This window comes from Okeania sp. SIO3B5 (assembly GCF_010692555.1).
GTDB lineage: Bacteria > Cyanobacteriota > Cyanobacteriia > Cyanobacteriales > Microcoleaceae > Okeania.
In genome coordinates, this window is record NZ_JAAHHG010000235.1 from 1 (window position 1) to 14,627 (window position 14,627).

12 protein-coding genes are annotated in these 14,627 nt (G+C 38.4%); 6 read left to right on the plus strand and 6 right to left on the minus strand.

What is annotated here, in order from left to right; translation table 11 throughout:
• The 3 genes from F6K54_RS25550 to F6K54_RS25560 all read left to right on the plus strand — a co-directional run.
• Positions 1 to 278, plus strand: a 278-nt coding sequence (locus tag F6K54_RS25550) for a transposase (protein ID WP_293083716.1), incomplete at its 5' end; no start/stop codon positions are given.
• A complete protein-coding gene (locus tag F6K54_RS25555; protein WP_293083719.1) occupies positions 259 to 465 on the plus strand; it encodes a transposase in 207 nt (68 codons plus the stop codon). The genes F6K54_RS25550 and F6K54_RS25555, both read left to right, overlap by 20 nt.
• A gap of 55 nt (positions 466 to 520) precedes the next feature.
• Positions 521 to 700, plus strand: coding sequence for a zinc ribbon domain-containing protein (locus F6K54_RS25560; protein ID WP_293083721.1), 180 nt, complete (start codon positions 521 to 523; stop codon positions 698 to 700).
• On the opposite strand, the gene F6K54_RS25565 is transcribed toward F6K54_RS25560, so the two are convergent.
• The gene (locus F6K54_RS25565) at positions 680 to 1,369 is read right to left on the minus strand and encodes a class I SAM-dependent methyltransferase (RefSeq protein WP_293083723.1); all 690 of its coding nucleotides are present in this window, start codon (positions 1,367 to 1,369) and stop codon (positions 680 to 682) included. The genes F6K54_RS25560 and F6K54_RS25565 overlap by 21 nt on opposite strands.
• Before the next feature lie 557 nt (positions 1,370 to 1,926).
• Here F6K54_RS25565 and F6K54_RS25570 point away from each other — a divergent pair.
• The gene (locus tag F6K54_RS25570; protein WP_293083725.1) at positions 1,927 to 2,100 is read left to right on the plus strand and encodes a hypothetical protein; all 174 of its coding nucleotides are present in this window, start codon (positions 1,927 to 1,929) and stop codon (positions 2,098 to 2,100) included.
• 458 nt (positions 2,101 to 2,558) lie between these two features.
• On the opposite strand, the gene F6K54_RS25575 is transcribed toward F6K54_RS25570, so the two are convergent.
• Positions 2,559 to 3,425 carry a sulfotransferase domain-containing protein gene (locus F6K54_RS25575; RefSeq protein ID WP_293083728.1) on the minus strand — a complete coding sequence of 289 codons (867 nt, stop codon included), beginning with the start codon at positions 3,423 to 3,425 and terminating at the stop codon, positions 2,559 to 2,561.
• 1,026 nt (positions 3,426 to 4,451) lie between these two features.
• Here F6K54_RS25575 and F6K54_RS25580 point away from each other — a divergent pair.
• Entirely contained in the window at positions 4,452 to 9,002 is a 4,551-nt protein-coding gene (locus F6K54_RS25580; protein ID WP_293083731.1) for a caspase family protein, read from the plus strand.
• Between the two features lie 226 nt (positions 9,003 to 9,228).
• On the opposite strand, the gene F6K54_RS25585 is transcribed toward F6K54_RS25580, so the two are convergent.
• The 4 genes from F6K54_RS25585 to F6K54_RS25600 form a co-directional block, all read right to left on the minus strand.
• Positions 9,229 to 9,543 (minus strand): hypothetical protein, encoded by a 315-nt coding sequence (locus F6K54_RS25585; RefSeq protein ID WP_293083734.1) that lies wholly within the window; start codon positions 9,541 to 9,543, stop codon positions 9,229 to 9,231.
• 250 nt (positions 9,544 to 9,793) lie between these two features.
• Entirely contained in the window at positions 9,794 to 10,129 is a 336-nt protein-coding gene (locus F6K54_RS25590) for a XisI protein (protein WP_293083737.1), read from the minus strand.
• Positions 10,117 to 10,536, minus strand: a complete 420-nt coding sequence (locus tag F6K54_RS25595; RefSeq protein ID WP_293083740.1) for a XisH family protein — start codon at positions 10,534 to 10,536, stop codon at positions 10,117 to 10,119. Before F6K54_RS25595 ends, F6K54_RS25590 begins: the two co-directional genes overlap by 13 nt.
• Before the next feature lie 116 nt (positions 10,537 to 10,652).
• Entirely contained in the window at positions 10,653 to 14,204 is a 3,552-nt protein-coding gene (locus F6K54_RS25600) for a CHAT domain-containing protein (RefSeq protein ID WP_293083742.1), read from the minus strand.
• A 76-nt stretch (positions 14,205 to 14,280) separates the two neighbouring features.
• Here F6K54_RS25600 and F6K54_RS25605 point away from each other — a divergent pair.
• The coding region (locus F6K54_RS25605; RefSeq protein ID WP_293083745.1) for a hypothetical protein at positions 14,281 to 14,627 on the plus strand (347 nt) is incomplete at its 3' end.

Below are 14,627 nucleotides of genomic sequence, written 5' to 3' on the forward strand. Positions count from 1 at the left end.
ATTTCTTGAGTTTTGTAGTAGAAATACAACCAGAAGTATTACCTAAAACTGATAATTCAGTAGGTATAGATTTAGGTATTAAAACCTTTGCTACATTTAGTGACGGTACAAAGGTTGATGCTCCTAAACCACTTAAGAAACGAATTAAGAAATTAAGAAAATTAAGTAAGTCATTATCTCATAAAACTAAGGGGTCTAAAAGGTATGAAAAAGCCAGGGTTAGAGTAGCTAAATTCCATGCCAAGCTGAAAGATACGCTTGACAGATTTTCTACATAAATTATCTACTGAAATAATTCGTGAAAACCAAACAATTGTTTTAGAAGATTTAAACGTTTCTGGTATGGTTAAGAACCGTAAGTTATCTAGAGCAATATCTGATTTAGGTTGGAGGCAATTCAGAACATTTTTAGAGGGAAAAGCAGAAAAATATGGTCGTGATTTCAGAGTAATTAGTCGCCCTTGAGCCAACATCTCAAGTTTGTTCAGATTGTGGCTTTAAAGGTGGGAAGCTAGACCTGATGGTGCGAGAATGGGAGTGTCTCAACTGTGGTGCAAAACACGATAGAGACGAAAACGCAGCGATAAATATATTAGTCGCCGGAGGGCATTCGGAGACGAAAAACGGACGTGGAGGCAAGTGTAAGACTACCGCCAAGGTAGCAGCAGCCTGTGAGACGTCAACCCGCCGAGGGGCTTAGGCTCGGTAGGAATCCCCGCGCCTTTAGGCCGGGGAGGATGTCAAGTGCCAGTATTTTTTCCTCATTGGAAAATGTATACCACTTTGTCATGTAGTCACCTGAATAGTTGATTTCTTGAGAGTAAGTAATATCTTCTGATATTGCTTTTGAATAGTCCTTGTGTTCTCCCTGAATTGAAATAATTAGTAATCCATTGTCTTCTAAGAGATTGTAGAGTTTACGCAGTAGGCTAAGATGATCTGACTTATCATCGCAGTAACTATATAATCGATACTGTTTATCATCTTGGTATGAAATACAGATAACACCACCACTAGAAATGATAGATTGGAAAGACTCATTTTCTGGATAGTCTCTAATGTCTAAATTTAATAACTTGACATTGTAATCTGACAACCTACGCCGAGCCTTGACAAGCATTTCTTCAGAAAAGTCTACTCCTGTGATATCGTAATCCTGAACTTGCAGCATTTGTTCAGTAAGTAAGCCAGTTCCGACACCCACATCTAGGATTTTTGTTCTGCTTCCTAAGATAAGTGCCAGTGAATTAACAAAGGCTTGATAATCGTAATAACCTGCTTGCATCAATAAATCATAAAATTGAGCAAGTTCTATGTACTCATTCTGCTTTCTAATAGTAGCTGAAGAAGCTTGATCTATATTTGACATATTTTTGTTAGTCCTAGTTTGTAAGGTTTATTATTCTGAGTAATTAGGGTGAGCATTGCTCACCCAGTTGGGTCACTCAATCCGCCCCATCGAGACTAAATTCATTAGCTACTTAGGTATTCGATTCGGCTGTTGGATGACCTGCGTTTTTCCTACCTCATGGGTAAGTTCTGTGAATAGCGATCGCTATTTGGTTGAATAATGTTTCTCAAGCTGCTGAATGATTATGTCCCAGAAGTCTTCATTATATCATGTCCGGATAATCAGTGATAAAAAAACCTTTTCCCTTCTAACCTTTTCTTTCCTTCTGCCTCCTGCCTCCTGCCTTCTGCCTTACCTCATCCAAAATGTAAGTATTCAACCGGACATGATATTACTCATATCTTCCGAAGCTTGGTAGGGTTCAATTGAATCTCCAAGCTCCACTTTCACAGTGTTAATCGTCCCAGGGAAAGTTTTAGGTTTCGTTACCAAATCATTTCCCGTAGGTGACGATAAATTGGTTTGCTGTTAAAGCTTTAGCTCTGACAAAGCCACTATATTTCTCTGAAGTGTCAATGTCAATATCAAATCCTAATTTTTTTTGCATTGAAATTCTAGCAATAGAAAATCATTGTCACCTTAAAAGAGCCTATAAATTGTCAGTTAGTCGCAAGGATAAAGAGACGATCGCCCTGCGGTATTGGCAAATCGCGATCGCCTCTTTTTATAGCACTACGCAAATAGGTTAGGACATTTTTAAATCCTAAAACCTTTTTACAGTCTCCTGTTCCCTGTTCCCTGTTCCCTGTTCCCTTTTCAAGTAGCGCTATAGTTCTGGCTATGATATGAATCAGGGTAGGCAATGCCCACCCTGTTAAAAGTTATGGACTCAGGTATTTTAGGAGTTTCGACTTTAAATCAACGCTCGAATTGTGCCTGCAATCTTGATATTTTGCATGGGTTAATCGTAGAACGGAATGGGATTAAGACGGAGTGGCTCTTTGTTGCTGCATTGCTCTAAGACCTTTAGGTATGCAACATCGTCAATTAATTCGATCGTCACCGAGTTCAACGTTCCGGTGAAGTCAAAAGGCATTTTATCCCACATTCCGCACTTCAATTTGTAGCGCAACAAGATACATGAATCATCATCAGAATTTGAGCCAACAAATTAAACAAATTAATTCTATAGAACACAACTCCAGCTCTACTCAAATTCAAATTCCAAACCATATTGTACCATTCTTGATTGATATAGAGCATCAAGAATCATATTCTCTTCTGAAGAAAAGTGGTTTTTCCAATCTCCGACTATTCCCTTTCGCATATGTTTGGGAATACCTTCTCGCTGGGGAACCCAATCAAGATTAGCTTTCGGATTCATCGCCATTGCCGAAAATTTACTTGCAGCAACCACAACATCCAGTAAATCTGAAGTTAAGGGGATATCTATAAAGCTAGCAACATCGGTAACTACTTGAGCTAAATCCTTTTTCATATCTTCGTACTTGACAAACATCACATTATCTGAATTTTGGCTAACTTTCCACCACTCCCAAACGTGATCGAATATCAAGCCATAGGCAACTTTGCCTTCAACATATAGCTGAAAAAATTCGCTCCAACTACCCTCGTATCCCATTTTGCTGCAAGCATGATAATAATAGGAGACAGCATTGTCCTTGGGATTGCGAGCAACATAAATATATTTGGCTTTGGTTTTTCCAAACATTGGCATCAGAGACAAGGGTAAATGACTATGAAAATAACGGCGATCGCCAGTATCTCTGATGAAATTCTCTAAACCTCCATAACGAGTTGCCGCACCTTCTAGCCAAGGAACTGCTTCACTCAATACTTTCTCACCTTGCTCTCCATTGCTAGCAAGCAAGTGAACAATTTGCTCCATCCATGTCGTACCAGATTTAGGATAGGCTACTACAAATGTATCCTGATCGCCGACTCTAAAATCCTTAAGCGCATCCATTTCCTTCTGGGTAATGAACACAGGAAAGACAATTAGACCTTCTGGGTTTTTACCATCCTTAACCAGTGCTTGCTTATATTGTGCCATGTGTTCAATCCTACTACTTGTTACCAAATCCTAACAACTTTGGGTAGTTGATATAACTAATCTTACCCAAACGGATCGAGTTGGTTAACGCTGAGACGTTTTGATAATTTGATAATTTTATTTATTGGCGGGGCTTTGTTATATCATGTCCGGTTGAACAGTTATAAATAAACGACGAAGGAGTCAGGAGACAGGAGACAGGAGACAGGAGGGTAGAAAGAAGAAGAAGAAAGTTTTTTTTATCACGCTCTTATCCGGACATGATATTACACAAAAGAGGATTAGACGGTATAAATAGCATCAAGAATAGTACAAATTAGTAGATACTCGTGAAGTCCAATCAGGAAAACCTCTGTAAGCAAGAGAAGTAAAAGTGTAAGCATTCAGCCGTTAGCCATCAGCTATCAGCATTTTTCGGTAATGATTAAATGATAATTTTCAACAGTTTAAATAGTGCTTATAGGTCTGATGCTGTAGAGGATAAAAATTTATCTAACACCGTAAGTATTCAGCTATTAGCAGTCAGCTAGCCTCCTCCGGAGGAACTACGTTAACAGCAATTAGTAATTATTCATTACTTCTCAGGTTTAGGAAGGAGACTTTAACAGTAACTTTTATTCTGTCTCAAGTTCTCAATTATTTTTACCTTCTCCCAAATTAATAGCTGTTAACGCAGTTCCTCCGATAGGAGGCTAGCTAATAGCTGACGGCTGTTTGCGCAGCATTCCGGAGGAAATGCTTACGTAAAAGTCACGAACAAAATCATTTCTTTTAACATTTCTTAAATCTTAAAACAAAGGAACTAGAGTGCCAATGGTGAATTTGATAATTATGTACAGCCTCACATAAAATTGGTATTATATAAAGTCTAATTAATTAGCGATAATAAAAATGTGTTCTCTGATAAATTTCTCCCTATTCCCTGTTCCCTGTTCCCTAGTTCCCTAAAATTTTCATTGTCGGTGTTGAAAAAGACATGATATTATAATAAATTGGCCAGTTATTAACTAAAATGGGCTACCGTGCATGAACCGAAAAGCATTAGTAGTAGGCATTAATCATTATCCTTTACTCAAAGATAGCTCTGCTCAACCCCGAAATTTGATTAAACCAGCAGCGGATGCAGAAGCGATCGCTCAACTATTAGAAACCTATGGCAATTTTCAAGTGCAGCGCTTTCCAGGAGCTAATATAGAAGGTTCTTGGCAAGTAGATCCTCATCCCAAGACTAAAAACTGTGAAATAAATGCTTTGAAAGAAGCTATTTCTAAATTATTTAATCCTCTAGATAATATTCCTGAAACAGCTTTATTGTTTTTTGTTGGAAATAGTTTATTAGATGAACAAGGAGGGGTTCAAGAAGGATTTTTAGCAACCAGTGATACGAATCCTGAGAAAGGAAAATGGGGAATTTCACTACATTGGTTAAGTCAATTATTACAAAAATCTCCTGTCAAACAACAAATAGTATGGTTAGACTGTTACCATCAGGGAAAAAAAATTGATTTCTTACAAACAAGTCTGAGTAATATAGAATCAACTTATAATGATAGGTGTTATATTTTTGTTTCTCAAGGAATAGAAAATTCTACAACACAAATAACTTCAGAAAATAGCTTTCTCACAAATTGTTTATTAGAAGCCTTAGAGCCAGAAAATAATCCAAATGTTTTGGTAACAAATTATAGTTTAATAGACTATATAAATAGAAAATTAAATCTTTCTACTGTACATCCAGTATTTAATAATTCTGGTAACGAAATTATTTTGACAGGGGAAAAAGAAGCTAAAGAAAATTCAGATTTGACAGCCGGAGTTTGCCCTTATAAAGGATTAGCTGCATTTGAGTTTAACGATAAAGATTCTAAATATTTTTATGGTCGAAAAGCTTTGACAAATGTACTTTTAGAAAAGGTTCGTTCTCGGAATTTTTTAGCAGTAGTCGGAGCTAGTGGAATTGGTAAATCAAGTGTGGTAAAAGCAGGGTTATTATATCAACTTAAACTGGGGCAAAGATTGTCGGGGAGTAACACTTGGCCAATATTAATTATTAGACCAGGAGAACATCCTTTAAAAAATTTAGCAGCAGCATTTGTAGATTATCAACTACAGACATTGTTAACGCCGACAACAGAAGAAACAATAACTCCAGAGCAAAAATCATTACAACTTTACACTACTAAAGATCGAGAATTATCATCAACTTCTCAGCAGGATCGACAACAAAAGCGACTGTCAAAATCATCTATTCCTTATCCACCTCCACCACCAACACAAGAAACAAAACGACTCCGTAGGCGATCGCCAGAAAAAAGAAAATCCGGTCTCGCAGCACCACCGAAAACAGAAAATTTTGACAATGAAAACCTAGAGCAAGAGATAAAAAAGGCTGATACTGAACGTATAATTCATTTGCCCATAGAAATCGAAGAATTAATGGAACAGGGTGCTAGTGGGTTTAGACAAGTTCTGCAAAATATTCAAGCACCCAGAATAGTAATGGTAGTAGACCAATTTGAGGAAGTTTTTACCCTGTGTTTAGACAAAATAGAGAGACAGCAATTTTTTGAATGTTTGATGGGAGCAATAGACAAAAATTACCAAGATAACTCTCATGCTAGTACATTTCTATTAATTATTACTATGGGGATAGAATTTTTAGGTAAATGCTTTGAACAGGAATATTCTGGGTTAGCTAGGCAAATTCAATCTCATTTAGTGACGGTAACACCGATGACTCAACTGGAATTGCAACAAGCGATCGCCGAACCTGCTAAACAAGTAGGCATAGAAATTCAGCCAGAATTAGTCGAACAAATGATTGTAGATACAGAAAGTCATGCTAATTTGCCCTTATTACAATATACTCTAACAGAACTATGGCGACAGCGTCTAACCGATCAATTTACTCTGAATCAATATATTAACTTAGGTGGTGTCAAAGGTTGTCTAGAAAAACAAGCTTATGGAACTTATCACTCCCTCAATGCTAGGGAACGTCAGGTGGCAAAGCAGATTTTTCTCAAACTGGTACAAATAAATGAAGATACAGTAGTAAGCTGCAAACGAGTATTAAAAACCGATCTAATTACCCCTCAACAGTCATTAGCAGTTGTGAGTAAAGTACTGAAAAAATTGGCAAAAGCCAGATTAATTATCACTACTAAATTCACAAACTATCAAAACACTAATCAAACAGTAACATTAGTAGAATTAGCCCATAATATTATTATTCATCATTGGTCTCAGTTAAATTTTTGGGTAGAGTCTAACCGGGAGGCAATTAAACAAAAACCTGGTATGGAAGCTGATGCTCAAAGGTGGCTAAAAAAAGATAAATCAGACAAATACTTACTAAGTGGGCGCAAGTTAAGTTTAGCTGAAAATTTATTAGAAAGTGATGCTGATAGTGCTTTGGTATCTGTATTAGCCAAAGAATTTCTCGAAAAAAGTATCAACCACAAACGTTTTCAAAACCATTTTCGCATCAGAAGTATAATAGGATTAATTTTAATTTTAGGTTGGTTAAGTGGATTTTCTTTTGTTAATTGGCAAGTGGCAGAAAAGGAGAAATTAAATTCTCAACTTAATGCTTTGAGCTTATTAGCAGAAAATCAGTTTACTGCTAACGAACGATTTGATGCTTTACTTACTGCTATCAAAGCTGGCACGAGGTTAGGCAATACTTCAGGAGTATCAGCAGATGTAAGAATGCGAATTTTAATTGCTTTGGGCAAAACTGTTTATGGTGTGAGTACGCGCAGAACTCTGGCAGAACATACACAACCAGTGAATAGCATCAGCTTGAGCAAGGATAGGAAAATAATTGCTTCTGCTAGTGATGATGGTACGATCAAACTCTGGAGTAATTCTGGGGAAGAATTAGTCACTTTAACAGGACATCAAGGCGCTGTTTACAGTGTTGACTTTAGTCCTAATAGTAAAATGTTAGCTTCTGCTGGTGATGATGGTACTGTGAAACTCTGGAGTCAGAATGGTACAGTATTAGTAACAATGAAAGGACATAAAGGAGCAGTTAATAGTGTGAGTTTTAGTCCTGATGGAAAGGCGATCGCTTCTGGTGGTGTAGATGGAACAATTAAATTCTGGAATCTTCAAGGGAAACTATTGAAGTCTATTCAAGCACATCAGGATAAAATTTACAGTGTCAGCTATGGTAAAGTATTAGCCTCTGCTAGTGAAGACAAAACAGTGAAGTTATGGAACTCTCAAGGCAAACAATTGGCTATTCTCAAAGGTTTTCAAGACAGAATTTTGAGTGTGAGTGTGAGTCAGGATGGTAAAACTATTGCCACTGCAAGTTGGGATAGTACTGTGAGAGTATGGAGTATAGATGGTAAAGAAATAGGTGTTCTCAGAGGTCATAAAAGTCCAGTTGTCAGTGTTAATTTTAGTGCTGATAGCAAGACTATTGCTTCTGGAAGTTCTGATGGAACGATTAAACTCTGGACTCATTATGGTCGAGAAATAGCTACTCTCAAAGGTCATGGTACCTTGGTTAGTAGTCTCAGTTTGAGTAACGATCGATTAACTCTTGTTTCTGCTAGTGCTGACAATACGATTAAACTTTGGAATCTTCAAGAACAAAAACTGCTTACTCTCAAAGGTCATACCAGTTATATTACAGCCATTAGTTTTAGTCCTGATGGAAAGGCGATCGCTACTGGGGGTTACGACCGGAATGTGAAAATTTGGAGTCGAGATGGAGAAGAGTTAGCAAGTTTAAAAGGACATATACGTGGTATTCATAGCTTGAGCTTTAGTCCTGATAGTCAAACTGTGGCTTCTGCAAGTGCTGATGGCATAGGAATAGTTTGGAATTTAGCTGGTTTGGGGAATGCGACTCTTTCCGGACATAAGGACCGGGTTTATAGTATTAGTTATAGTCCTAATGGTAAAATGTTGGCAACTGCTAGCTTGGATGGAACGATTAAATTATGGAATATTCCCGGTCAACAATTATTGACTATTCCAGGGGGTATTTCTGAACTCAGAAGTGTGACTTTTAGACCGGATGGAAGAGCGATCGCTGCTGTTGGTGTTGGGGGTGAGAGTCAGGTTGTGTTGAAAATATGGAGTATAAAGGGTGAAGAACTAGCAAAGGTTGAAAGGTTGTGTAATGTTGCGAAGAGGGTGACTTTTAGTAGAAATGGAAAAATTCTTGCTGTAGCTTGTTCTGATAATACAGTTAAATTATTAACTCCTGAAGGTCAAGCGATCGCTACTCTCAGGGGACATCAGGATCAAGTGAATAGTCTGAGTTTTGCTCCTGATGGCAAAATTATTGCTAGTGGTAGTGATGACGGCACGGTAAAAATTTGGACTCTTGATGGTGAAGAGTTGGTAAGTCTAGCAGGTATTCGAGAAGGAGTAATGGATGTTAGTTTTAGTCCAGATGGTAAAATTCTTGGTGCGGTAGGTAGAGACCGGGTAGCAATATTGTGGAACTTTGATTTAGATAATTTATTGGCACGGGGTTGTGATGTTGTTCACGACTATTTGCAGAATAGTCCCGATGTTAAAGAAAGCGATCGGCTTCTTTGTGAAGGGAGATAGTTATTCAACAATTAATAATTAATAATTAATAACCCACATTCTGCACTTCATAATGTAGAGAGGGTTTAAACTTTAATTATTCGGTAATAAATCAAGTCCAGTAGTGGCGTGACACACCTAAAAATGTAGGTTGGGTTGAACGGCAGTGAAACCCAACAAAAGCTTGCTAATGTTGGGTTTATCCTAACGGATAAGCTCCGCTAACGTCCCTCAACCCAACCTACACTTATTGCACCATTTTAGCTGTGTCAGTCCAGTAGGGTGCGTTAGCGAAGCGTAACGCACCGACATATTTGGGATGGAATAGCAACGACATATTTGAGATGGAATAGCACCGACATATTTGAGATGGAATAGCACCGACATATTTGAGATGGAATAGCACCAACATATTTGAGATGGAATAGCACCGACATATTTGAGATGGAATAGCACCAACATATTTGAGATGGAATAGCACCGACATATTTGAGATGGAATAGCACCAACATATTTGAGATGGAATAGCACCAACATATTTGAGATGGAATAGCACCAACATATTTGAGATGGAATAGCACCAACATATTTGAGATGGAATAGCACCAACATATTTGAGATGGAATAGGTGGTGCTACTACTCAACGGTGCGTTACGGCGCTATGTAATATTGACAGTTCAATGGTAATTTGTGGTAAGCGCCTAACACACCCTACTGGAGTCGCACTCCCCTCCCCTACTCCCCTACTCCCCCGCTCCCCTACTCCCCCGCTCCCCTACTATTTTAATAATTTGCAGCATAACTATTAGAACTATTCCACAGCATATTCTGTAAACTTTCTCATAAAGGGCGTATGAAATCCTAGAACAATATCTTTTTTTGCGACTCCATTCATTACTAATTCTTCTGCAATATCCACTTCAGTTCCATTCCACTGAAGCCAAATTTTTTCTCCTTTAATATCAATATGAATCGGACAACTATGAATCAAATGATCGTTTTCCCAACCAAGATAAACTATTTGATAATGGTCTCGTACAGTATCAAAAATTGGCTGTACTTCAATTTCTCCATAAGCAGGTTTATTTTTGCTATATTCTAATAAGAATGCCTGGACTAAATGACGATATTTTTCTAGCTTTTCCATTCTGTAATTATCTCCTTGTCTGGGTTATAAATAATTAATTTGACTTGATTTTCATTAACCATTAATTGAGGAAATTCAAGTTTAAAAAAGTTGTTATAAGCAATTATAGGCACAGCTAAATAAAGTGTTCGGTCAGGTTCCTTCTGTTTTAGTGCTGCCCGATAATTAATAAATTGTCCCAAGGCAGTATGAAATTCAGAAATAGCTGATGATTTTGGTAAGAAACTCTTAATTTCAACTGCTATCTTTTGATGATCTTTTTCTGCCCCAATTAGTTGTTCTGCTCCAAGGTCAATAGACATATCTACACGACCGAAACTAACAGATAATGGGTCATGGGTGATTGACCATCCGTCTTTTATGAGAGCATTTTTAACTTCATTATGAAAAAAATCCCTGGCTGACATTGTTTTTTTTTATGTTTATTATAGCAATCTGCTATTCCTGTATATTATACCAAATTTCTCTCTAACCATCACCCTATCTCCCTATCTCCCTATCTCCCTATCCCCCTATCCCACGATCAACGCAAACCCGCACAAATAAACCCACTCCAATATTCGGGATGCTCGAATGGATGCTCTTGTTCACACACTGCTTTTAATCGTATATCTCTAGTTTTCAATATCCGTTCTTCCAACCACTCCCGCTTCTCATATTCTGCCTGCAACTGTTCATACTCTGGAGCATCTTCCGCACAACCATCGCGCTCTTGTTTTGCCGCCGCTTTCTTCTGAGATGCGAGCTGCAACTTCTCATTCAGCAACCCCTCTAACTCTCCATAATATTCCCTCTCAAACTCCTTCCCTGTTAAATGCCGTAAATCTTGTTGAGCTTTTTGCAACGCTTGGGGACGATTCAAACCAGCTTTTCGTTTCTGATGATAAAATAAGGAAAACAATGATGTTGCTAAGTCATCCACTGCCCACAAAGAGCTGATTACACCCCTAGCACCAGCACATAAAAAACCTGTATTTAAGGTCATGGTATCATCGGTGATTTCTGTGGTCCCGAGATTGGTTTCGCAGGCAGAGAGGAATACTTCGTCTAAGTCGGGGAAGCGGAAGGCGGGAGATAATAAGTCGCTCAATGTAATCCTGCCATCTGCTAAGATTAATTCTGACTCCAGACTGTTGTCGAAGCGAGATTTGGCGTGATGACTGGATAATAATCCTTGTACTTGCTGTAATAATTGTTTGTAGGTGCTGACGGTTGCTGTGGTGCCTTGGAGATATTTATCGGTGGCGACGTTATATATTTGTGCGACTTTTTGAGCTTCAAAACTGCTGCATGGCAAGTCTTCTTGGGTATCTTCGACTATGCCATAAGCGGGGGTTTGGGTGGATATGGGCGGACGTTGGGTGCAGAAGTCGAGGGTTTGGCAGCTAGACTGGGTGCGGATGAGGAATTTATCGCCGAGATATTGGTTATCTGCTAGGGGTAGGGCGGCGAAGGGGATTTGATGTAAGTACAAGTGGGGTATGATGATTAATTCTTGGATGCCTGTTAATTTCTCTACTAATTTATCTAACTGCAACCGCTGACTAATTTCTTTGAGCTTTGATGGCATTTGTTCATTCCAGAACAAGTAGGTTGGCATTAATTGCTCGCATAATTTGTCAAATTCTGATTCCTCTACCGACTTGCTAGTGCCATCTTTGAATAATACAACCGTTGCATCTATTTCTATTTCTACATCCTCAATTATGCTTACATCGCACTTTAACAATTTTGCTGCAGCTATTTTCGATAGAGGTGGGCGATCGCTTTCAGGTAGAGAATACCAAGTATAAGGCTGGAACCAGTTTTTACGCAACCAGACTTGCATCTCATAACCTTGTCCACAACGATGCAAATCTACACTATTACCAACGAGGATAAAAGTGTAGGTGTCTTCGTAGATGCTATAAAAGCTGACTATAGCAGTAGTAGGACTATCCCGAACGAGATTCTGTAACTGGGCAAACTTTAGGGGTTTTACTGCTAAACCTTCTGCTAATACTCGGTCTAATTTGCGAATTTGACTGTAAATTTCCTGTTTTTGCGCTTCTAAGGAGGTAACGATATCGTTATTTTCCTGGTAAGAAAGACCCATTTGTCTATATTTGGAAACTTCTTGGTGGTTGTTTAGGGGTTCGTTGTTAAACCGCACATTGTCTAGTTGTTGTTGTATTTCTTCGTATTGCTGCAATAACTTGGCGACTTCTGGGGGGGTTTCTCCTCGATAATAAACATCTTTGCTATACATTAAATCGACTAGCTGGCGGTTGCGAGATTGTTCGGCATATGTCAAAGCTTCGGAACATTGCCCGGTATTGACAAAGCATTCGATGGTCTTGGCATAGACACCGATGACATTTTTGATAACTTCTTGACGGCGATCGTCGGTTTTTCCTCTCGTTCTTAACATTTCAGTTGTTTCTATGGCTTTAGTGTAAGCTAAGACCGCGTTCTCCCAGTTCTCTTGAGTAAAGTGAAGGTTACCTAAGTCTATTGCTGTTCTAGCATATTCTGTAGGCATTATTTTGGAGGATGCAATTTTCAGAGAATCTTGGAAGTTAGTGATCGCTTGCTTGTATTCTCCCAGGGAACGGTAAGTAATAGCTAAATTAGCTAAAGACCTTGCTTCTCCTTTGCGGTATTTAATTTGTCGGGCAATTTCTAAAGATTGTTGATGGAAATCAATTGCTCGTTGGTATTCCCCTAGGAAATGGTAAGCACTACCCAAATTCCCCAAAGAACTTACTTCTCCTTGAGAGTCTTTAATTTCTCTGGCAATTTCTAAAGACTGTTGATGGAAATCAATCGCTTTTTGATATTGTTTTAGGGAACGGTAAACACTACCCAAATTCCCTAAAGAACTTACTTCTCCTTGGTGGTATTTGATTTGTCGGGCAATGTCTAAAGATTGTTGATGGAAATCAATCGCTTGTTGATATTGTCCTATGGAATAGTAAGCAATACCCAAACTATCTAAAAAACTTGCTTCTCCTTTGCGGTATTTAATTCGTCGGGCAATTTGTAAAGACTGTTGGTAGAAATCAATTGACTGTTCGTATTCTCCGAGGGAATGGTAAACAAGACCTAAACTCCCCAAAGAATTTGCTTGTCCTTGAGAGTTTCTAATTTGTCTGGCAATTTGTAAAGACTGTTGGAAAAACTCAATTGCTCCTTCGTGTTGCCCCAGGAAATAATAAGCCATACCTAAATGACCCAGAGAATTTACTTGTCCTCGAGAGTCTCTAATTTTTTGCTTAATCACTAAAGACTGTTGTAAAAACTCAACTGCCTGTTCATATTTCCCCAGGAAACGGTAAGCAACACCCAAATCATTCAAAGAATTTGCTTGTCCTTGAGGGTCTTTGATTTCTTGTGTAATCACTAAAGACTGTTGTAAAAACTCAACTGTCTGTTCATATTGCCCCAGGGAATGGTAAACATTACCCAAGTTATGCAAAGACCTTGCTTCTCCTTGACGATGTTTGATTTGCCGGGCAATTTCTAAAGACTGTTGATGGAACTTAACTGCCTGTTCATATTCCCCTAGGGAATGGTAAGCATTACCCAAACAACCTAAAGAATATACTTGTCCTTGAGAGTTTCTAATTTGTCTGGCAATTTGTAAAGACTGTTGGAAAAAGTAAATTGCCTGTTCGTATTGCTCCAGGGAATTGTAAGCAAGACCCAAATTACCGAAAGAAATTACTTGTCCTTGACGGTCTTTGGTTTGACTATAGATAACAAGAACTTGTTGCCAAGCTTTGATAGCAAAGGAAAATAGGTTGATTTGATGCCACCTAATTCCGATCTGTAATAAAATATATGCGGTCTCCTTTCTAGTTGTAGAAGACATTTGGGAACTGCCGAGAAACTCTCCCAGTCTCAGAGTTAGATGCAGTAGGAAATTCCCGCGTTCAAAGTCACCATTGCCAGCGAGGTCTTCTGCTGCCTCTGTCAGTAATGGCAATAATTTTGGCACTATTAATTGTTGATTGCTGTTTAAAACTTGGTTAACTTCTTCCCAATTATTACAAGTAAGTAGTTGCTTTATTAAGTCGATAAATTCTTCTTCCATAGTTAATTGCTCCTAATATCTGTTGCTCGTTTATAATGGACTTATTATTCCGAACTCTACTCTTATATCTACATCTATGACTACAGCAGTTTCCAATACTTTACTCGCCCTATTGCTAGCCTTAAAAAACCTGGAAAATCCCCTCAGCGAAGAGGAACACGAGGCATTAACAGATTTAGGCAAACAACTGAAAAGAAATCCTAACGACTGGAATTTGAATAAACAGAAATTGATGGCCATTCTTAAAGCTAATGATACCCTCAAGCAATTATATCAAAAGGCCAAGGCCAAACTGGATGCCCTTGATCGCCCAATTCCTCCCGACTTACTACCCATTGACGCAGATTTAAAAGAATTAAAAGATGTTCTACCCCCAGAAAGTGAGGCTAATAAACGTGCCCACATTCCAGGCAAACCCGATGA